Source organism: Marivivens niveibacter (genome assembly GCF_002150005.2).
GTDB classification, from domain to species: Bacteria; Pseudomonadota; Alphaproteobacteria; order Rhodobacterales; family Rhodobacteraceae; genus Marivivens; species Marivivens niveibacter.
In genome coordinates, this window is the sequence record NZ_MSPP01000001.1 from 1,125,797 (window position 1) to 1,145,731 (window position 19,935).

The 19,935-nt window shown below is 53.8% G+C and carries 16 protein-coding genes and 1 tRNA gene; 7 read left to right on the forward strand and 10 right to left on the reverse strand.

The window, feature by feature from the left end; all coding sequences use genetic code 11:
* Positions 1 to 58: 58 nt before the first annotated feature.
* Positions 59 to 682, forward strand: coding sequence for a YitT family protein (locus tag BVC71_RS05485; protein ID WP_086450565.1), 624 nt, complete (start codon positions 59 to 61; stop codon positions 680 to 682).
* Here BVC71_RS05485 and BVC71_RS05490 read toward each other — a convergent pair whose 3' ends face one another.
* Entirely contained in the window at positions 683 to 913 is a 231-nt protein-coding gene (locus BVC71_RS05490) for a hypothetical protein (RefSeq protein WP_086450566.1), read from the reverse strand.
* Between the two features lie 413 nt (positions 914 to 1,326).
* Here BVC71_RS05490 and BVC71_RS05495 point away from each other — a divergent pair, with 413 nt between their 5' ends.
* The 3 genes from BVC71_RS05495 (at position 1,327) to typA (ending at position 4,171) form a co-directional block, all read left to right on the forward strand.
* Complete coding sequence (locus BVC71_RS05495) at positions 1,327 to 1,929, forward strand: YitT family protein (RefSeq protein ID WP_086450567.1); 603 nt, start codon at positions 1,327 to 1,329, stop codon at positions 1,927 to 1,929.
* A 13-nt stretch (positions 1,930 to 1,942) separates the two neighbouring features.
* Positions 1,943 to 2,281, forward strand: a complete 339-nt coding sequence (locus BVC71_RS05500) for a DMT family transporter (protein ID WP_086450568.1) — start codon at positions 1,943 to 1,945, stop codon at positions 2,279 to 2,281.
* Between the two features lie 72 nt (positions 2,282 to 2,353).
* Positions 2,354 to 4,171 (forward strand): translational GTPase TypA, encoded by a 1,818-nt coding sequence (gene typA / locus BVC71_RS05505; protein WP_086450569.1) that lies wholly within the window; start codon positions 2,354 to 2,356, stop codon positions 4,169 to 4,171.
* 81 nt (positions 4,172 to 4,252) lie between these two features.
* Here typA and BVC71_RS05510 read toward each other — a convergent pair whose 3' ends face one another.
* The 4 genes from BVC71_RS05510 to recA form a co-directional block, all read right to left on the reverse strand.
* Positions 4,253 to 4,543: a DUF1330 domain-containing protein gene (locus tag BVC71_RS05510; protein WP_086450570.1), complete on the reverse strand. Its 291-nt coding sequence runs from the start codon at positions 4,541 to 4,543 to the stop codon at positions 4,253 to 4,255.
* Positions 4,544 to 4,545: 2 nt separating this feature from the next.
* Positions 4,546 to 7,203 carry an alanine--tRNA ligase gene (gene alaS / locus BVC71_RS05515; protein ID WP_086450571.1) on the reverse strand — a complete coding sequence of 886 codons (2,658 nt, stop codon included), beginning with the start codon at positions 7,201 to 7,203 and terminating at the stop codon, positions 4,546 to 4,548.
* A gap of 84 nt (positions 7,204 to 7,287) precedes the next feature.
* On the reverse strand, positions 7,288 to 7,833 hold the full coding sequence (locus BVC71_RS05520) for a hypothetical protein (protein WP_086450572.1): 546 nt from the start codon (positions 7,831 to 7,833) through the stop codon (positions 7,288 to 7,290).
* Positions 7,833 to 8,909: a recombinase RecA gene (recA, locus tag BVC71_RS05525; RefSeq protein ID WP_086450573.1), complete on the reverse strand. Its 1,077-nt coding sequence runs from the start codon at positions 8,907 to 8,909 to the stop codon at positions 7,833 to 7,835. The genes BVC71_RS05520 and recA overlap by 1 nt, the downstream gene beginning before the upstream one ends.
* A gap of 184 nt (positions 8,910 to 9,093) precedes the next feature.
* Here recA and BVC71_RS05530 point away from each other — a divergent pair, with 184 nt between their 5' ends.
* Entirely contained in the window at positions 9,094 to 9,690 is a 597-nt protein-coding gene (locus tag BVC71_RS05530) for a sulfotransferase family protein (protein ID WP_086450574.1), read from the forward strand.
* Between the two features lie 84 nt (positions 9,691 to 9,774).
* Positions 9,775 to 13,479, forward strand: a complete 3,705-nt coding sequence (gene metH, locus BVC71_RS05535; protein WP_086450575.1) for a methionine synthase — start codon at positions 9,775 to 9,777, stop codon at positions 13,477 to 13,479.
* A gap of 54 nt (positions 13,480 to 13,533) precedes the next feature.
* Here the strand turns inward: metH and BVC71_RS05540 are convergent, their stop codons facing one another.
* Both BVC71_RS05540 and BVC71_RS05545 read right to left on the reverse strand, forming a co-directional pair.
* Positions 13,534 to 14,217, reverse strand: coding sequence for a sugar transferase (locus tag BVC71_RS05540; RefSeq protein ID WP_086450576.1), 684 nt, complete (start codon positions 14,215 to 14,217; stop codon positions 13,534 to 13,536).
* A gap of 293 nt (positions 14,218 to 14,510) precedes the next feature.
* Positions 14,511 to 14,600, reverse strand: a tRNA-Ser gene (locus BVC71_RS05545).
* A gap of 108 nt (positions 14,601 to 14,708) precedes the next feature.
* On the opposite strand from BVC71_RS05545, the gene BVC71_RS05550 reads away from it, so the two are divergent.
* The gene (locus BVC71_RS05550) at positions 14,709 to 15,788 is read left to right on the forward strand and encodes an AI-2E family transporter (protein ID WP_086450577.1); all 1,080 of its coding nucleotides are present in this window, start codon (positions 14,709 to 14,711) and stop codon (positions 15,786 to 15,788) included.
* Here the strand turns inward: BVC71_RS05550 and BVC71_RS05555 are convergent.
* From BVC71_RS05555 to BVC71_RS05565, 3 genes are read right to left on the reverse strand one after another with little or no spacing between them, the layout of a single operon-like run.
* Positions 15,785 to 16,501, reverse strand: coding sequence for an alanyl-tRNA editing protein (locus BVC71_RS05555; RefSeq protein WP_086450578.1), 717 nt, complete (start codon positions 16,499 to 16,501; stop codon positions 15,785 to 15,787). The two genes, BVC71_RS05550 and BVC71_RS05555, sit on opposite strands and share 4 nt — an antisense overlap.
* 5 nt (positions 16,502 to 16,506) lie before the next feature.
* Positions 16,507 to 18,876 (reverse strand): DUF3772 domain-containing protein, encoded by a 2,370-nt coding sequence (locus BVC71_RS05560; protein ID WP_086450579.1) that lies wholly within the window; start codon positions 18,874 to 18,876, stop codon positions 16,507 to 16,509.
* On the reverse strand, positions 18,876 to 19,907 hold the full coding sequence (locus tag BVC71_RS05565) for a cysteine synthase A (protein ID WP_086450711.1): 1,032 nt from the start codon (positions 19,905 to 19,907) through the stop codon (positions 18,876 to 18,878). Before BVC71_RS05565 ends, BVC71_RS05560 begins: the two co-directional genes overlap by 1 nt.
* Positions 19,908 to 19,935: the final 28 nt, after the last annotated feature.

The window sequence follows — 19,935 nt, forward strand, 5'->3', positions numbered from 1 at the left end:
GGGGCCGTTCTTTTTTGACCATATGGACAGGTCATAATTTCTGACCTATGTTAGATCCATGCCAGCGCCATTACCATATCCACAGCACACAGTTCCACACACCCCAGTCGAGGATGCCCAGGGTATTACAATTGGTTTAATTACAACCGCTATTGCCCTGACTTTTCTAAACTCTTTGGGTTTCATAACCGGCCAAACCGCTGGTGTTGCGCTGATCGTATCGTACCTGACGGGGGTCAGTTTCAGCTGGGTGTTTTTTCTCATCAACATCCCGTTCTACATCTTTGCTTGGTTCCGCATGGGGCCAGAGTTCACGTTAAAATCGGCGTTTTGCGTCACGGCTCTATCGGTGATGATGGGCTACATCCCTGCCCTGATGCCGTTCGACGGATTGAACCCGTGGTTCGGCACCATAGCATTCGGCGTGCTGTGCGGGTTTGGTCTGTTGGGGATATTTCGGCACAAGGCGTCGCTGGGCGGTTTGGGCGTTGTGGCCCTGATGATCCAAGACCGCACAGGGTTTCGCGCGGGATATGTTCAGATCATTTTCGACGTGATCATTTTTGGCACCGCAGCGGCATTGCTACCGCTGCGGGTCGTGTTGTTTTCATTGCTTGGTGCGCTGGTTCTGAACACGGTTATCGCGTTCAACCATCGACGCGACCGTTATATCGCTAATTAGTCACCACAGACTTTTGGTTGGGTCGTAATACGGCGGGGGCGCTTTGGGGGGCAGCCCCATATCGCGGCGCAGATATTCCGGCGTGCCGTCATCTATGATGCCCTTTTTATACCGCCGAACACCTGCATTCGCGGCTAGCAATTCGCGAACAACGTGCCAGAACCCGTGGCTATCAATCAAAGTTTCCAGCAAATAGCGTGCTGGAATACGCGTCAGTTGACTATTGGTCATACGTTTTCAGGCAAAACATGCCTGCCCTTTATTTAGGTTAGAAAAACGCAACACAGATACGAAAACGGGCAATCAGCCTGTTTGCGGATAAAATGTTGCTAAAGGTTTGGAATGTGCCGGATTACCGGCGTTTTTGCGGGGCTTAAGAGCGGGCCGCGGTTCGCTGCATTTTCGCTGCGATCATCGACCATGCATGCGGGGCTTTTGCCGCGACTGCATTAACGCCTAGAGGTGCGCACGATACAAATTTAGTCATGATGCCCCCTTTTCACGTTGGCGTTTCGTCGATGCGATCAGATTGCATAGCGCATCGATTCAACCAAAGGTTTTTCTTTAATCTTTTGATCAAAGACCATTGTGTTGCCAAAATACCCGCGATATCGCGCGGCAAAGATTAAAAGATAGGCCCTGTTATGACAGATCCCAAAACTCACAGCCTGATCGAGGACGCCCAAGGCATCCTATTCGGCACCTTTATGGCGTCCTTTGGCGTTTTGATCCTGACCCATCTTGGGTTCGTGACGGGCCAAACTGCGGGCCTTGCGATCATCCTGTCCTACGCCACGAATTGGAGCTTTAGCGCGTGGTTCTTTATCGTGAACCTTCCGTTCTATTGGCTGGGCTACAAACGCATCGGCCTGCGGTTCATGATCAAAACCTTCATCGCGGTCGCGCTGGTAACTGTGATCACCCCTATCCTGCCGATGTTCATTAGTTTCGAAAACCTGAACCCGATCGTGGGGGCGATCCTGTTTGGTTTCTGTACGGGCGCGGCCCTGATGGCACTGTTCCGTCATGGCGCATCTTTGGGCGGAATTGGTATTTTGGCGCTGTATATTCAGGAAAAAACGGGCTTTCGCGCGGGCTGGACACAGCTTTTGTTCGATGCCGCGCTGTTTTCGGTCGCTTTCGGATTGCGGGATTTCATGACGGTCGTCTACAGTTTCCTTGGCGCCTTGGTTGTGAACCTTGTGATCGCCATCAACCACCGCAAAGACCGTTATATCGCCACCTAAGAAAGGGAACGCCATGCCGACCCATGTTATCGCGCTGATCTTCGCGATCATTGCCGAAACGATAGCAACATCGGCCCTTAAGGCGTCTGAACAGTTCACAAAACTGGGCCCCACCGCGATTGTTGTCATCGGCTACGCCATTTCATTCTACCTGCTAGCCTATGCCGTCCGGTTCATGCCGGTCGGCATCGTCTATGCGATCTGGTCGGGGCTGGGCATCGTGCTGGTCGCGATCATTGGTTGGGTCTGGTTCAAACAAATGCTCGACCTGCCCGCGATCATCGGTTTGGCGATGATATTGGGCGGAATCGTCGTAATTAACGTGTTTTCAGGTGCGACCAGCCACCATTAAATGCCTTTGGGGGTAGCTTTCGCCGCAATTGCACGGTAAGGCGCAGCCAACTCCTCTTTTCAAGGCTGAACTATGGATATCCGTAACATCGCGATCATCGCGCACGTTGACCACGGCAAAACGACTCTGGTTGACGAACTTCTGAAACAATCGGGCGCATTCCGTGAAAACCAAGCCGTTGCAGAACGCGCTATGGATTCGAACGACATTGAACGCGAACGCGGCATTACCATTCTGGCGAAAGCCACATCCGTTGAATGGAACGGCACCCGCATCAACATCGTTGACACCCCAGGCCACGCCGATTTCGGCGGCGAAGTTGAACGCATCCTGTCGATGGTTGACGGCGTTGTTCTGCTGGTTGACGCAGCCGAAGGCCCGATGCCGCAGACCAAATTCGTGACCTCCAAAGCGCTGGCGCTGGGTCTGAAACCAATCGTTGTTCTGAACAAAGTCGACAAACCAGACGCCGAACCAGATCGCGCGCTGGACCAATGTTTCGACCTGTTTGCGAACCTTGGCGCAAATGACGAACAGCTGGACTTCCCTCACATGTACGCATCGGGCCGCTCGGGCTGGTGTGATGCTGAACTGGACGGCCCACGCAAAGACCTGACCGCCCTGTTCGAACTGATCGTGAACCACGTCGAGGCGCCAAAGCAGATCGAAAAGAAAGACGAACCTTTCTCGATGATCGCGACGACCTTGGGCGCTGACCCGTTCATCGGCCGCATCCTGACCGGCCGCGTTGAAACCGGCACCCTGAAAACCGGCGACACGCTAAAGGCTCTGTCGCGCGACGGCGAAAAAATCGAACAGTTCCGCGTCACCAAAATTCTGGCGTTCCGCGGACTGGCTCAGTCCCCAATCGACGAAGCCATCGCAGGCGACATCGTCTCGGTTGCAGGCATGTCCACCGCGACCGTGGCTGACACCCTGTGTGACCCACAAGTAAACGAGCCGCTGTTCGCACAGCCAATCGACCCGCCGACCATTTCGGTTCTGTTCGGCATCAACGACAGCCCTCTGGCTGGCCGTGACGGTAAAAAGGTTCAGTCGCGCGTTATCCGTGACCGCCTGATGAAAGAAGCCGAAACCAACGTCGCGATCAAAATCGAAGACACCCCAGGTGGCGAAGCGTTCATCGTTTCGGGCCGCGGCGAATTGCAGATGGGCGTTCTGATCGAAAACATGCGCCGCGAAGGTTTCGAACTGTCGATCTCGCGTCCTCAGGTTATTTTCCAGGAACAAGACGGCGTTCGCATGGAGCCTGTCGAAGAAGTCGTGATCGACGTTGATGACGAATATTCGGGCGCTGTTATCGAAAAAATCACCGGCCCACGCAAAGGCGATCTGGTTGAAATGTCGCCAGGTGGCGCAGGCAAAACCCGTATCGTGGCCCACGTTCCTTCGCGCGGCCTGATCGGTTACCACGGCGAATTCCTGACCGACACGCGCGGTTCGGGCATCATGAACCGTATCTTCCACGGCTGGACCGAACACAAAGGCCCAATCGCTGGCCGCCGTCAGGGTGTTCTGATTTCCATGGAAAACGGCACCGCTGTTGCCTACGCTCTGTGGAACCTAGAAGACCGCGGCAAGATGTTCATCAACCCGCAGGATCCTGTCTACACCGGCATGATCATCGGCGAACACAGCCGCGACAACGATCTGGAAGTGAACCCGCTGAAAGGCAAGAAACTGACCAACGTTCGCGCATCGGGTTCGGACGAAGCTGTTCGCCTGACGCCACCAGTTGTGATGTCGCTGGAACAGGCAATCGCCTACATCGACGACGATGAACTGGTCGAGGTGACGCCAAACGCGGTCCGCCTGCGTAAACGCTATCTGGACCCACATGAACGCAAGCGTCAATCGCGCAGCGCATAATAGAAAAGGCCCCGAAATTCGGGGCCTTTTTCTTTGGGTCATAATGAAAAAAGGCGCGAGGTGATCCTCGCGCCCTTTTATTTATTCTGCCGCTTCGACGATCATCAAATCGCGTTCACTGGCCCCTTTGGCGTAGGATAACGCCTCTTGGTAGGCATCCGAATGATAACAATCGTGCGCTGCCTGCATGCTGTCGAAATAAGCGACAACATGGCGGGCGCGATCGGTGCCTTCTAGGATTTCGTATTTTCCGCCACGAGCCAGAAATTTACCTCCGTGATCCGCAATCGCGACAGTCGCGCGTTTTGCATATTCACCATAGGCAGCTTCGTCCGTGACGTGTACGTGGGCGATCCAATAGGCACCTGGCATTGTTACGCTCCTTCGATGACGGCTTCGGCAGCTGAAATAGCAGCATCCGCATTTTCAACGGACGCACCGCCGCCTTGGGCCATGTCAGGACGGCCGCCGCCGCCTTTGCCGCCCAATTCTGGGGTTACGGCGCGAATGATGTCCGCCGCCGACACTTTGCCGGTCAGGTCAGATGTCACGCCGCAAGCAACGGCCGCTTTACCACCAGCGTCAGCAATCAACAGAACAACGCCTGAACCCATCTGGGCCTTCATCTCGTCAATTATGCCAGGCAGGTCTTTGCCAGTCACGCCAGAAAGAACCTGAGCTTTGAACGATACACCGTTGATTTCCTTGGCAGGTTCTTCGGCTTTCGCACCGCCAGACATCGCCAATTCGCGGCGCAACTGCGCCACTTCGTTTTCCAGCTTTTTGCGGTCATCCAACAGAGACTTCACACGATCCGCGGCCTCGGCTGCTGGCGCTTTCAATGCTGCAGCTACAGCGTTCAGGCGGGTTTCTTGTTCCTTCAGGTAGTCAATCGCGGCTTGACCAGTCAGCGCTTCGACACGGCGAACACCGGCAGAGGACGCGCTATCGGCCAATACAACGAACGCACCGATATCACCGGTTTGACGCACGTGCGTACCGCCACACAGTTCAAGGCTGTAAACGTTGCCATCAACGCCTTTGCCCGAACCATCCAACTGGCCCATCGATACAACGCGGACTTCGTCGCCGTATTTTTCACCAAACAGCGCCTGCGCACCCAGCGCGCGCGCATCATCTGGCGTCATGATACGGGTTTCAACACGCGTGTTCTGACGGATCATTTTGTTCACGTCCGCTTCGACCTGAGTCAGCTCTTCTTCGCTTAGCGCTTTGCCGTGGCTGAAATCGAAACGCAGACGATCTGGCGCGTTCAACGAACCGCGCTGTGCAACGTGATCACCTAGCGCGTCGCGCAACGCCTCGTGCAACAGGTGCGTGGCCGAGTGGTTCGCGCGGATATCCGAACGACGCTGGTGTTCAACGACCAGTTTGGCAGGCTGTCCGCGAGTGATCGAACCTTCGGTAATTTCAGCGAAATGGATGAAAATCCCAGCCGATTTTTTGGTGTCTGTTACGCGTGCAACACCAGTTTCCGTGGTGATGGTGCCGGTATCGCCAACCTGACCACCCGATTCACCATAGAACGGAGTCTGGTTCACAACGATCTGAACGGTATCGCCCGTTTTTGCATCGCCCACAACGTCAGAGCCGTTAACGATCGCAGTGATCTGACCTTCGGCGGTTTCGGTGTCATAGCCCAAGAATTCGGTGACGCCGTTTTTATCTGCCAGTTCGAACCAAACGGTTGCGTCCGCAGCTTCGCCAGAGCCAGCCCAAGCGGCACGCGCTTTAGCTTTTTGTTCTTCCATCGCGGCGTCGAAACCGTCGGTATCTACGGTGCGGCCTTTTTCACGCAGCGCATCCTGAGTCAGGTCGAGCGGGAAGCCGTAAGTATCATACAGTTTGAACGCAGTCGCGCCTGGCAATTCGGCACCTTCGTCCATGCCAGACAGTTCGTCATCCAACAGTTTCAGACCGCGATCCAACGTCTGTTTGAAACGGGTTTCTTCGGCCAGCAAGGTTTCTTGGATCATCGATTGAGCCTGACCCAATTCCGGATAGGCGCCGCCCATTTGTTTCACCAATTCAGGCACCAGACGGTGCATCATTGGATCTTTAGCACCCAACAGGTGCGCGTGACGCATAGCGCGGCGCATGATGCGGCGCAGAACGTAACCACGACCGTCATTCGACGGCATCACGCCATCCGCAATCAGGAACGATGTGGAACGCAGGTGGTCCGCGATCACGCGGTGATGAACGTTCTGATCACCATAAGGGTCAGAGTTCGACGCATGTGCCGACGCTTCGATCAGTGCCTTAAACAGATCGGTATCATAGTTATCGTGGCTACCTTGCAGCAGAGCGCCGATACGTTCCAGACCCATGCCGGTGTCGATGGACTGCATATCCAGCGCTTTCATCGAGCCGTCTTCGAACTGTTCGTTCTGCATGAAAACGACGTTCCAGATTTCGATGAACCGGTCGCCGTCTTCCTCTGGCGATCCGGGAGGGCCACCCCAGATGTGATCGCCGTGGTCATAGAAAATCTCTGTGCACGGACCGCAAGGACCGGTTGGTCCCATCTGCCAGAAGTTATCGGACGTCGCGATGCGAATGATGCGGTCCTCAGGCACGCCGACTTTTTTCCAGATTTCGAACGCTTCGTCATCGGTGTGATAAACGGTCGTCAGAAGACGCTTTGGGTCGATGTCGAAATCTTTGGTGATCAGTTCCCACGCAAACGGGATCGCTTCGTTTTTGAAATAATCGCCAAAAGAAAAGTTACCCAGCATTTCGAAAAATGTGTGGTGTCGCGCGGTGTATCCGACGTTGTCCAAATCGTTGTGCTTGCCGCCCGCGCGGACACATTTTTGCGACGTGGTGGCGCGCTGATAGTCACGTTTTTCAACACCGGTGAAACAGTTTTTGAACTGCACCATACCAGAGTTTGTGAACATCAGGGTCGGGTCATTACGCGGCACCAGTGGCGACGACGGAACGATGGTATGACCATTGCGTTCAAAGTAATTCAAAAAGGTCGATCGAATGTCGGAAAGGCTCGTCATAGCGCTCTTCTCACAGGCATAGTTTCGCAATGGTGTACCGCCCTGATTGGGCACTGTCCATGGCTGCGCGGCGCTTTGAAGGGTTCAAAGTTTATTTAAAAGGTCACCCGTACGAAATTTTCCGTCCTTTTCGACGCTGCACAAAATACCGCGCAAACGATGGGGTTTGTTTTGCGGATCACGCACCCAATGAAATGCGGCATCGCCATAGCGTTTTTTCCATTTCACGCAGCCATCGTTGAACACATCAGAAACGCGCAAAACCGCAGTTCCGACAGACAATAACTGGCCAACGGGCAAATTCTGCTCTGACATATCCATGTCAGCAACAAAGGTATCACCGGGATGAATCTGGTGGGTTCGATCAACCCAAACGCAATCCAAAACCTTTTTGGGTAAAATACTGATTTGAATTCCAGGATGCGGACGACCATCGGTCAAAGTAACCCATGGACGGGTTGCCCAGCGTTCACCAGGAATTCCCTGCGCTTTTGTCACCGACATTTCATCGACTAACAGTCGTTCACCAATGTCAGGCCTAAGGCACAACATAGAAATAGCCGCCCCGGTTTTCGGGGCGGCTAGAATATCGTTGATCGCGTGATCAAGATGTGCACGCGTCAGGTACATTACATTTCGACCAAATCGTCGTCATCGCCATCACCATCAGCCATTTGGAAATCCAGACCGTGCGCGGCGCGAATTTTGTCCTCAATCTCGATCGCGATGTGCGGGTTTTCTTTGAGGAAGTTTTTCGAATTTTCGCGGCCCTGACCGATGCGTTCATCCCCGTAAGAGAACCACGCACCCGATTTATCAACCACGCCGGCTTTAACGCCCAAATCTAACAGTTCGCCGGTCTTGGAAATGCCTTCACCATACATGATGTCGAACTCCACCTGTTTGAACGGTGGCGACACCTTGTTTTTAACAACCTTCACGCGGGTCGAGTTACCGACCACCTCGTCACGGTCCTTGATCGCGCCAATGCGGCGGATATCCAAACGCACGGACGCGTAGAACTTCAACGCGTTACCGCCTGTTGTCGTTTCGGGCGAACCGAACATGACGCCGATTTTCATACGGATCTGGTTGATGAAAATCACCATACAGTTCGATTTCGCAATCGAACCGGTCAGTTTGCGCATGGCTTGGCTCATCAAACGCGCATGAACGCCGACGCTGCTGTCGCCCATATCGCCTTCAAGTTCGGACTTTGGCGTCAGTGCCGCGACCGAGTCGACAACGACAAGGCTAACCGCACCAGAACGCACCAGTGTGTCGACGATCTCTAGCGCTTGTTCACCGGTGTCAGGCTGGGAAATCAGCAACTCATCCAAATCAACGCCCAGTTTTTTGGCGTAAACGGGGTCAAGCGCGTGTTCAGCGTCAACGAACGCACAAACGCCACCTTTTTTCTGTTCCTCGGCCACCGCATGCAGTGTCAGCGTGGTTTTACCCGAGCTTTCAGGCCCAAAGATTTCGATGATGCGGCCTTTTGGCAAACCGCCGATACCCAAAGCAATGTCCAAACCCAGCGAACCGGTTGATGTTGCTTCGATTTCTTGAACTGGGCTGTCTTTGCCCAGCTTCATGATCGACCCTTTACCGAACTGACGTTCGATCTGTGCCAGCGCGGAATCCAGCGCCTTTTGCTTTTCTGCGGTTTTCTTGTCGCTCATGGTTAAAATATCTGCCGTTGCCATCTTTGCGATCCTTATTTCACACCCGTCGCCCTACGGCAATCAGAGTTAATGTTCGCCCATTGTTCCTATCCGTTATGAGACCAAAACAAGAACAAAGCAAGAAAAAATTTATGAATATGACTTTGTATCAGTAACAGTTAAGGGATAGTTTACGGACCAATTGAGTTTGGGGATTTGTGGTCATATGCTTGTTTTTTGGAAAGAAAAGCTGGTTTTCCTTGCCGTACCAAAGACTGGAACAACAGCAATCGAAGGCGCATTAGCACCACGCGCAGATGCGGTTTTTCGCGATCCACCGATTCTAAAACACACGCCCTTTTACCGCTATAAACGCTGGGTCTTGCCCATGCTGGAAAAAGCAGGTGCCGAGGATTTTGAAACAGTGGCAGTCGTTCGTCATCCCGTGGACTGGTTATCCAGTTGGTACAGGTACCGCCTGCGCAATGAATTGGTCGGGCATAAAAACAGTACCAGAGGCATCAGTTTCGACGAGTTCATCGTAGAATATTGCAATGAATCCCCTGCCCCGTTCGCGAATGTCGGATCGCAGGCAAAATTCCTAGCTGCACAAAACAAACCGACGCCCTGCACGCATGTCTACAGGTACGAGGCGCAGCCGAAAATGATTTCATTTTTGGAAGATCGGCTATCGGCCCAAATCACGCTCAAACAACTCAATGTTTCGCCAACCGCAGAGATCTCTGTCGATCCTGAAGTCATAGCATTGCTAACGCGCGAAAAGGCAGCAGATTTTGCACTATGGGAGGCAGCCCAGCATTAATGAAATTCATAATCTATATGATAAAGTTGAATTTCACTAATATTCCGACCTTGGGTATCACGCGCGCAAGCAAAGGATACCAAAATGACAAAACCAACCCGTTCGCCCGTTTTTGACCAACTGACCGCCGCGATGGCCGATCAGATCCTCATTCTGGACGGCGCAATGGGCACGTCGATCCAGCAACTCGGACTGATCGAAGACGATTTTGTGGGCGGCCATTCGGGTTGCGCCTGCCACATTCATTCGGACAAACCGCAGCAAGGTAACAACGACCTGTTGTCGCTAACCCGCCCTGATGTGATCGAAGAAATTCATTACCGCTATGCCAAAGCGGGCGCGCATATCGCTGAAACGAATACGTTCTCGTCCACCTCAATCGCGCAGGCGGATTACGATCTGCAGGACAAGGTATACGACCTAAACGTTGAAGGCGCGCGTTTGGCGCGCAAGGCGTTGGATCGCGCAACAGCCGAGGACGGTATCCAACGCTGGGTCGCGGGCGCCGTTGGCCCGACGAACCGCACCGCTTCGATCTCGCCTGACGTGAACAACCCGGGCTATCGTGCTGTAACATTTGACGAATTGCGCGATGCCTATGCAGAACAAATTCGTGGCCTGATGGATGGTGGCGCGGATATCATCCTGATCGAAACCATCTTTGACACGCTCAACGCAAAGGCCGCCGTTTTCGCAGCCGAGGACGTTTTCGACGAAAAAGGCGTGGTTCTGCCGATCATGATTTCGGGCACGATCACCGACCTGTCTGGCCGTACCCTATCGGGACAAACGCCAACCGCGTTCTGGTATTCGCTGCGCCACGCCAAACCGATCAGCATCGGCCTGAACTGTGCGCTAGGTGCCAGCGCAATGCGCGAACATTTGGCGGAATTGTCCAACATCGCGGACACCAACATTTGCACCTATCCTAACGCTGGCCTGCCAAACGAATTCGGTGAATACGACGAAACGCCCGAAGAGATGGCCGACCAGATCGAAGATTTCGCTCGCGACGGCCTGCTGAACATCGTTGGCGGTTGCTGTGGATCGACCTTTGACCACATCCGCGCCATTGCCGACCGTGTACGCGATTACAAACCGCGCGCCATTCCCGCCAGCGAACCGCGTATGCGCCTATCTGGGCTAGAGCCGTTCACCCTGACCAAAGACATTCCTTTCGTGAACGTCGGCGAACGCACGAACGTTACGGGGTCCGCCAAATTCCGCAAACTGATCACCAATCAGGACTACGCGACCGCGCTGGATGTGGCGCGTCAACAGGTGGAAAACGGCGCTCAGATCATCGACATCAACATGGACGAAGGCCTGATCGATTCCAAACAGGCGATGGTCGACTACCTGAACCTGCTGGCTGCCGAACCTGATATCGCCCGCGTTCCGATCATGGTCGACAGTTCCAAATGGGACATCATCGAAGCCGGCCTGAAATGCATTCAAGGCAAGGCGGTCGTAAACTCGATTTCCATGAAAGAAGGCGAAGAACAGTTCCTGCATCAGGCCCGCCTGTGCCGCCGTTATGGTGCGGCCGTTGTGGTCATGGCCTTTGACGAGGTCGGCCAAGCCGACACCGAAGATCGCAAGGTCGAAATCTGCACTCGCGCATACAAACTATTGACCAAAGAGGTCGGATTCCCGCCCGAAGACATCATTTTCGACCCGAACGTGTTCGCCGTCGCCACAGGTATCGAAGAACACGACAACTATGGCGTCGATTTCATCAACGCGACCGACCGCATCACCAACGATTGCCCGCACGTCCATATCTCGGGCGGTGTGTCGAACCTGTCGTTCTCTTTCCGCGGTAACGAAGCCGTCCGCGAAGCGATGCACGCCGTATTTCTGTACCACGCCATCCAAAAAGGCATGGATATGGGCATCGTCAACGCGGGCCAATTGGCCGTGTATTCCGAAATTGACCCTGAACTGCGCGACCATTGCGAAGACGTCGTTCTAAACCGCCGTTCGGATGCCACCGAACGCATGCTGGAACTGGCCGAAAAATATCGCGGTCAGGGCGGCGCGCAGGCCAAAGAAAAAGACATGAGCTGGCGCGAGGCACCGGTTGAAAAACGTCTGGAACACGCGCTGGTCAACGGCATCACCGAATTTATCGACGCCGATACCGAAGAGGCCCGCCAAAAAGCCGCCCGACCGCTGGACGTGATCGAAGGCCCATTGATGGACGGCATGAATGTCGTTGGCGACCTATTCGGCGCAGGTAAGATGTTCCTGCCGCAGGTGGTGAAATCCGCCCGCGTGATGAAACAGGCTGTCGCCGTACTGACGCCCTATATCGAGGCCGAAAAAGACGGCAACCGCGAAGCCGCAGGCAAAATCCTAATGGCCACGGTCAAAGGCGACGTTCACGACATCGGCAAAAACATCGTCGGCGTTGTTTTGGCCTGTAACAACTATGAAATCATCGATTTGGGCGTGATGGTTCCAACGTCGAAAATTCTGGAAACGGCCAAGGCTGAAAACGTCGATGTGATCGGCCTGTCGGGTCTGATCACACCGTCGCTGGACGAAATGGTGCATGTCGCGGCAGAGATGGAACGGAACGGTTTTGACATCCCGCTGCTGATCGGCGGCGCGACTACGTCCAAGGTCCACACAGCCGTGAAAATCGCGCCGAAATACGACCGAGGCCAAGCCATGTACGTTACCGACGCGTCACGCGCAGTGGGTGTCGTATCATCCCTTCTGTCGTCCAAATCCGACGACGTCAAAGCCGAAGTCCGCGCAGATTACGCCGACATCGCCGAACGCCACGCACGCGGCGAACGCGGCAAAAAGCGTGTGACGGTGCAAGACGCCCGCGACAACGCGTTGAAGATCGACTTCGACGGGTACGCCGCGAAAACCCCATCGTTCTTGGGAACGCGCGTGTTTGACCAGTGGTCGCTGTCTGAATTGGCGGATTACATCGACTGGACTCCATTCTTCCAAACTTGGGAACTAAAGGGCGTCTACCCAGCCATTCTGGACGACCCGAAAAAGGGCGAGGCGGCCCGTAGCCTATTTGCAGACGCCCAAGCGATGCTGAAAAAGATCGTAAATGAACAATGGTTCAAACCGCGCGCAGTCGTTGGTTTCTGGCCTGCGAACGCCGTTGGGGATGACATCGCCCTGTTCACTGATGAAACCCGCGACGCCAAACTGGCAACGCTGCATACCCTGCGTCAGCAAACCGCGAAACGCGACGGACGTCCGAATGTTGCAATGTCTGATTTCGTGGCTCCATCGGGTCAGGACTACGTCGGCGGATTTGTCGTGACCGCAGGCCCCGAAGAAGACGATATCGCCAACCGTTTTGACGAAGCGAATGACAACTATTCGTCGATCATGGTCAAAGCCCTGGCCGACCGTTTCGCCGAAGCCTTTGCTGAACGGATGCATGAATACGTGCGTACCGAGCTGTGGGGCTATGCCGACGAAACCTACACGCCGACCGAACTGATCGGCGAACCTTACGTAGGCATCCGCCCTGCACCTGGTTATCCTGCACAACCTGATCACACTGAAAAGGCGACTCTTTGGAATCTGCTGGACGCCGAAAAGGCGACAGGCGTGTCCCTAACTGAAAGCTACGCGATGTGGCCGGCTGCATCTGTGTCGGGCATCTATATTGGTCACCCCGACAGCTATTATTTCGGCGTGGGCAAGGTCGAGGCTGATCAGGTCGCCGATTACGCAGCGCGTAAAGGCATGACAGTATCCGAGGCCGAACGCTGGCTATCACCGATCCTAAACTACATTCCCAAATAACGACAAAAGGCCGGAGAAAACTCTCCGGCCTTTTTGCTAAATCTGGGATAAATCTTAGTGACCCGTGCGTTTCAGCACGACCGAAACGGTTTTGATCAGATACCCAATGTCCGATTTTAACGACAATTCACGACCGTATTTTTCGTCGAACGCAACGCGGCCTTTGAAGGTGGTCACGCCGCGGCCATCAACCTGCCATGGGCCAGTGATACCGGGTCGAACGCTGTAATAGGCGTTACCACCCGCTTCGTCGTATAGGTCTTGCTGAGATGGCATGAAAGGACGTGGGCCGACAAACGACATGTCACCGCGGACAACGTTGAAAAACTGTGGCAGTTCATCAAGGCTAGTCGCGCGTAGAAAAGCGCCGACTTTGGTGATGCGCGGATCAACGGCCAATTTCTGATTGACGTGCCATTCGTGCGCAACTTTTGGATCTTTCGCACATAGGTCTTCTAGCACTTTTTCTGCATCCACGACCATGGTGCGCAGTTTCAGGCATTTGAATACCTTGCCGTTCATGCCAACACGATCCTGTACAAACATGCCTTCGCCGCCATCACGACGCACGAGCAACCACAAGATCGCAATAACAGGAACGATGATAGGTGCCGCAACGATCACCAACGCCAAATCAACCAGACGTTTACCGAAGCGAGAATAAACAGTGTTTTGTTCGATTGGCTTTGCGATAGCAACCGTAGCCGCAGAAGCCGTTGAGATATTAATGTGTTTCATTTGCGCCCCCCCAAGGAACAGCAAGCGGTATTTCGTTAACAAAAAATAAACGTGCCGAAAAATTGGGTGGCACTTTAAACAGTCTAAGCGCGAAAAACCTCGCGCCTCTTTAACATCACATTTGCGCCACACGGTTCAAGAGAATTTGAACAATTCATGCAACTAGGCGACAGCTAATTCAAATTAGGGGGAAGTTGAACAAAATTTGCTCAACTTTTGTACAATATACAAAAAATATAGCATCTCACGTACGAGATACGTGAAGATCAGAATGAGCAGCTATTGAAGGGTAGTGGCGGACAGGAAGGGATTCGAACCCTCGAGACGGTTCCCCGCCTACACACTTTCCAGGCGTGCGCCTTCGACCACTCGGCCACCTGTCCGAGGCGGGGTTTATCCTGACAGCGCGGGGGATTGCAATAGGCGCAACGCAAAAAATTCATATTACTTTGATAGGTTGACAGTCCGACCAAAACCGCAAATCTGCACCTATGACGAACGATCCAATTCCGACGACAAATCAAGCCAGAGTCCAAACTGCTGCATTGGTCATTATCGCCGCTGCAATGGTTTTGTTTTTGCTGGTTCAGGCCCAGTTTATGATGATCGCGCTCGCGGTTGCGATTATTCTGTTTTCATTAACATCTGACGTGATCCAGTTTATCGCGCGACAGTCTGTTGGACCGTTCCGTATTCCAAACTGGATTGCCAGTATCGCTGCGCTTTTGCTGATCTCAACCGCGTTGTTGACGCTGTCTTCGATCCTTTTGACCCAAGTAAATACGGTTATCAGCCTTACGTTGGAATACGCTGAACGCGCGCCGTCCGCGATTGCACAGTTGTTCAGCTTTATGGGCGAAGACGTCGAAAGTGCAATCTTTAGCGCAATTGCGGGGATCGAATTTAGTGGCTACTTGCAAACTCTGGCCGGTCAGGCAGGCAATGTGACGTCGTTTACGGTTCTGGTCATCCTGTTCGTCGGGTTTCTGTTTGCAGAGCGTATTTGGTTCGAAACAAAGCTAGGCAATCTGGTTGCCGACCCGATCAAAGCCGCCCGCATTGCGCGCATTACCCAATCCATTATCCACCGTGTGAACTATTACCTGCTGGTTAAAACGCTGATTAGCGTCGCAACAGGCGGTTTGGTGTATTTTCTTGCGACTTGGTTCGGGCTGGAATTGGCCGCTGCGTTGGGCATTTTGACCTTTGTTTTGAACTACATTCCCAATGTCGGTTCTTTGGTGGCCACGCTACTGATCGCGCTGGTCGCCTATATCCAAACCGAAGATCCATCGGTCACATGGATCGTATTTGGCATTACATCGGTTATTCAATTCAGCATGGGCAACGTGATTGAACCCATGCTCATGGGGCGCGCGCTGCGTCTGTCATCGTTCGGCATCATTATTTCGCTGGCATTCTGGGGCGCTGTTTGGGGGGTGCCGGGTATGTTTTTGTCGGTGCCGATTATGGTGATGATGATGGTGATCTGTAGCCACGTTCCCAATTTGAGACCTGTCGCTGTGCTACTCTCGCGCGAAGGCCTGCCAGATACAGAACAAGATCTTTAATCCAAGATCACATTGATACGGCGGTTTTGTGCGCCTTTCTTTTCAATCTTGCCGATCCGTATTGGCCCAATTTCTGCCGTCGATCTGACATGGGTTCCGCCGCAGGGCTGCCAATCAATTGATGCATCCGCATCCCCAATCCGCACCATGCGGATCTGCCCCGTACCGCGCGGTGGTTTGACGGACATGGTTTTCACTAGATTGGGCTGCGCATCCAGTTCGGCATCACTGATGTACGACTCTGAGACGGTGTAATCTGCGGCAATCAAAGCGTTCAGCGCATCTTCGATCTGTTGTTTATCGGCTGGGGCCTCTGGCATATCGAAATCCAGCCGCCCTTTTTCGGTGCTAATGGACCCGCCAGTCACCGGTAGCGGCACAACAACCGACAGCAAATGCAGCGCGGTGTGCACGCGCATGTGACGGTAACGGCGGTCCCAGTTAATCTTTTGTTCAACCGCCTGCCCCACCGGCGGCAAAGGAGCGGGTTCGGATGGCACCAACACGATGGTTTGGCCCTCGCCTTTCACAGCCACTGCGATATCTATTCCGCCGCCCTGCCATTCTAGACGCCCGCTGTCGCCTGGTTGGCCGCCCGAAGTCGGGTAAAACAACGACCGATCCACAATGATACCGCCTTCTGCCGTTAGTCCAACCACGGTAGCGGTCGCATCACGAAGATAGGCGTCGGCGCGGAACAATGGTTCGGTCATGTGGTTTACTCTTCTATAGGACGTAAGCTTTCTGGGTTTCTGATCCAAAGATCACGCTGCGCGAACGGAATTTCAATCCCCTCAGCAGCAAAGCGTTTGGCGATTTCATGGTGAATTTCAGATTTTGTGAGGTGCATGAAATTCACATCACGCAGCAGCGCACGGATTTCAAAATCCAAACTGTCAGCACCGAAACCAGTGAACAAAACCGCTGGTGGCTGCGACAGTAGAACCATTGGATGGGCTTCGGCGATCTCTGTCAGGATTTCTTCGACGCGGTGGGTATCTGTGCCATAGGCAACACCAACATTTACAATGATCCGTCCGACCAAATTGCCGCGCGTCCAGTTTGTCACCTGCCCACTGACCAAATCAGCGTTGGGAATGATCACATCGCGACGATCAAAGGTTTCGATACGGGTGGCCCGTACGGAAATATCGCGGACAACGCCCATTTGGCTGTTCACCTCGATCCAGTCACCTTCAGAGATCGGGCGTTCGATCAGCAGAATGATACCGGACACAAAGTTCTGTACGATGGTTTGCAAACCAAAACCGATACCGACCGACAAAGCACCAGCAACAATTGCAAGGTTCGACAGATCAATCCCTGCCGTCGTAATCGCAATTACAGCGGCCAGAAAGATACCCAGATACCCAAGCCCAGACACAACAGCATTTTGACCACCGATATCCATGCGTGTTTTAGGCAGTACGGTTGCCCGCAACGTGCCTTGCACAAAACGGGTGATGGCGTAGCCGGCACCGAATACAAAGGCAAAAGTAATAAAGTCGGTCGGTGAAATCCGTGTATCGCCGATCTGGAATCCTTCGCGGAAACGCGTCCACAGTTCTAACAAATCGGCTTCTCTTGCGCCCCAGACCAAAGCCAGAACAGGCACCGCAATCAACAGAAGCACAAAACCGATCAGCACAGGGATAAGCGCATCGCCGGCGCTGTCAGGTGCGCCTGTAAACAGGATATAAAGGTCAACGACCAACCGTTGCAGCAACAAAACCAGCCCCAGAACTGCCAATGTCGTGACGGCGGGATATAGTAACGATTGGGATGCGATCCCGTATCCTGCAATGCCCAATACTGGACCAACGATCGCAATCAATACTGCAGCCTGACCGATAAAAGCGTAGACGCGGTTGCGGGAATTGGCTTCGGTATTGTCACCAGAACAGTGTCGTTTGATCAGCACGCCGAACTGGAACAAAAAGACCGCGACCAAGATCTCTATCGGCAACAGCAAGATAGAGGTCGACTGGCTACCACCTATATCAGCAATGACAACGGTGATTGCACCCAATGCTAAGACCCAGCCGATTTCGCGGGTCAATCTACGGCCTTTTCCCAGATAATCGGAATCCATTGCCAATGGATTGGCCGTACCGCCATCCCCACCAAAGAAACGGCCCGACAACCAATATGCTACAATTACGTAGAGCGATGCGTCAGGGATCGCATTCGCAATCAACTGCCCGCGATACCCCAACATCTCGCCCGCTTTTGCGGCGGCAACCAACAAAAGCACCCCGATATACGGAACCGCGATCTGCCCCAAGGAAATGACAAACAACCAGAACCCGCGCCCGATCGTGTCACGCGATGAAATAGTCGCTTGGACACGCATCACCATACGGCGACCATACACCAGCAAGGCAAGGGCAAGCGCAAACAGCAATGACGCTGCCGGATATGTGGCCATCCAGTCACCGTTTACCGCATCTGCCGCAACCCGCGCAGATGTTTCAGCCCACGCCGAAGACAATGTAGATGCTACCGCCGCAAAGGCAGTTCCCCAATTTGCCAAAACCCACGGGCTTTCGCCGCGCGTGCCCAATCGTCTGGCTTCGCTTGCGCGCAAAGTTGAATCAATTTCGCTGATCAAACCATTGGCACGGGCATATGACTCTTGAGCCAACACAACGGGGGCCTGCAATTCATCCAGCTGGGCGTTCAATTCCGCGCGGCGGTTGGCGATTGCGGCGGCTTCCTCTGCGCCTTCTTCGGGTGCAGCCCCCAGCGCGGATAACTGCGCAGATACGGTGGAAATACGTGCCGAATTCACGGACTGCGCATCTAGCAAAGCATCGCGCCACGTGGCCAATTCGTTGCGCAAACGTTCTAGGGCGAAATCAGTGCTGTTGGGATTTTGCAGGGCTTCCTCGGCTGCAATAGCAACCGATGTCCACGCCTCAACGTCAATTCCGGTCTGTCCCAAGGCGACGTTTGGTGATGTGTCCAGAACAGCAGGTGTTTCGATCTGCTGCTCTGGTTCAGTCGTCGATCCGGTATCTTGCGCGGTGGCAAATGAACCAGCCACCAGCATACCGACCGCAAGGAAAATCGCGCGAAGCGGTTTCATTAGTCCTCGAATACGCCAGGGATGGAGGATGGACCTTGGCCCAACCAACCAGGAACTGGCAGCCCCATGGATTTCAAGAAATCAGGGTTGAACAGTTTTGACTGATAGCGCGTGCCATAGTCGCACAAAATGGTGACGATGGTATGCCCTGGACCCATTTCTTTGGCCATCCGCATTGCGCCAGCGATGTTAACGCCCGACGAGCCGCCCAAACACAGACCTTCGTTTTCCAGCAGATCAAAGACAACTGGTAGCGCTTCTTCGTCTGGGATTTGATAGGACATATCTGGCGTAAACCCATCCAGGTTGGCGGTGATACGCCCCTGCCCGATCCCTTCGGTGATGGATCCGCCTTCGGATTTCAATTCACCTTCGGTGTAATAGCTGTGCAGCGCCGCGCCCATTGGGTCGGCCAGACCGATCTTCACGCCCTTAGGCTGCAGCGCCATACCGACGCCTGCCAATGTACCGCCGGAACCGACCGCGCAGATGAAACCATCGACTTTGCCGCCCGTCTGTTCCCAGATTTCAGGGCCAGTGGTTTCAATATGTGACTGACGGTTGGCGACGTTATCAAACTGGTTTGCCCAGATCGCACCATTCGGTTCCGTCTTTGCCAGCTTTTCAGCCAAACGCCCCGAATAGCGAACGTAGTTGTTCGGGTTCTTATATGGCGCAGCTGGCACCTGAACCAATTCCGCGCCAGCCAGACGCAACATGTCTTTTTTCTCTTGGCTCTGGGTTTCGGGGATCACGATCACCGTTTTGAAACCCATCGATGCACCGACCAACGCAAGCCCGATACCAGTGTTGCCTGCGGTACCTTCGACAATCGTACCACCTGGTTTCAGGTCGCCGCGGGCAATCGCGTCTTTGATAATGTACAGCGCTGCGCGATCCTTGACCGATTGGCCAGGGTTCATGAATTCAGCCTTGCCCAAAATGGTACAGCCCGTTGCCTCGGATGCGGCGCGCAGTTTGATCAGCGGCGTGTTACCGATTGCGTCAGCTAGGTCTTTTTTGAATTCCATTTGCAGGCCTTTCATTCTTTGGTCCTGT

What these genes read in the sequence shown, in the direction of transcription:
- BVC71_RS05560 (WP_086450579.1), bottom strand. Translation starts at nt 18,876, where the DNA reads ATGAAACCGCTTCGCGCGATTTTCCTTGCGGTCGGTATGCTGGTGGCT.
- BVC71_RS05510 (WP_086450570.1), bottom strand. Translation starts at nt 4,543, where the DNA reads ATGCCAGGTGCCTATTGGATCGCCCACGTACACGTCACGGACGAAGCT.
- BVC71_RS05565 (WP_086450711.1), bottom strand. Translation starts at nt 19,907, where the DNA reads ATGGAATTCAAAAAAGACCTAGCTGACGCAATCGGTAACACGCCGCTG.
- BVC71_RS05520 (WP_086450572.1), bottom strand. Translation starts at nt 7,833, where the DNA reads ATGTACCTGACGCGTGCACATCTTGATCACGCGATCAACGATATTCTA.
- BVC71_RS05500 (WP_086450568.1), top strand. Translation starts at nt 1,943, where the DNA reads ATGCCGACCCATGTTATCGCGCTGATCTTCGCGATCATTGCCGAAACG.
- recA (WP_086450573.1), bottom strand. Translation starts at nt 8,909, where the DNA reads ATGGCAACGGCAGATATTTTAACCATGAGCGACAAGAAAACCGCAGAA.
- alaS (WP_086450571.1), bottom strand. Translation starts at nt 7,203, where the DNA reads ATGACGAGCCTTTCCGACATTCGATCGACCTTTTTGAATTACTTTGAA.
- BVC71_RS05490 (WP_086450566.1), bottom strand. Translation starts at nt 913, where the DNA reads ATGACCAATAGTCAACTGACGCGTATTCCAGCACGCTATTTGCTGGAA.
- BVC71_RS05555 (WP_086450578.1), bottom strand. Translation starts at nt 16,501, where the DNA reads ATGACCGAACCATTGTTCCGCGCCGACGCCTATCTTCGTGATGCGACC.
- BVC71_RS05495 (WP_086450567.1), top strand. Translation starts at nt 1,327, where the DNA reads ATGACAGATCCCAAAACTCACAGCCTGATCGAGGACGCCCAAGGCATC.
- BVC71_RS05550 (WP_086450577.1), top strand. Translation starts at nt 14,709, where the DNA reads ATGACGAACGATCCAATTCCGACGACAAATCAAGCCAGAGTCCAAACT.
- BVC71_RS05540 (WP_086450576.1), bottom strand. Translation starts at nt 14,217, where the DNA reads ATGAAACACATTAATATCTCAACGGCTTCTGCGGCTACGGTTGCTATC.
- metH (WP_086450575.1), top strand. Translation starts at nt 9,775, where the DNA reads ATGACAAAACCAACCCGTTCGCCCGTTTTTGACCAACTGACCGCCGCG.
- BVC71_RS05485 (WP_086450565.1), top strand. Translation starts at nt 59, where the DNA reads ATGCCAGCGCCATTACCATATCCACAGCACACAGTTCCACACACCCCA.
- typA (WP_086450569.1), top strand. Translation starts at nt 2,354, where the DNA reads ATGGATATCCGTAACATCGCGATCATCGCGCACGTTGACCACGGCAAA.
- BVC71_RS05530 (WP_086450574.1), top strand. Translation starts at nt 9,094, where the DNA reads ATGCTTGTTTTTTGGAAAGAAAAGCTGGTTTTCCTTGCCGTACCAAAG.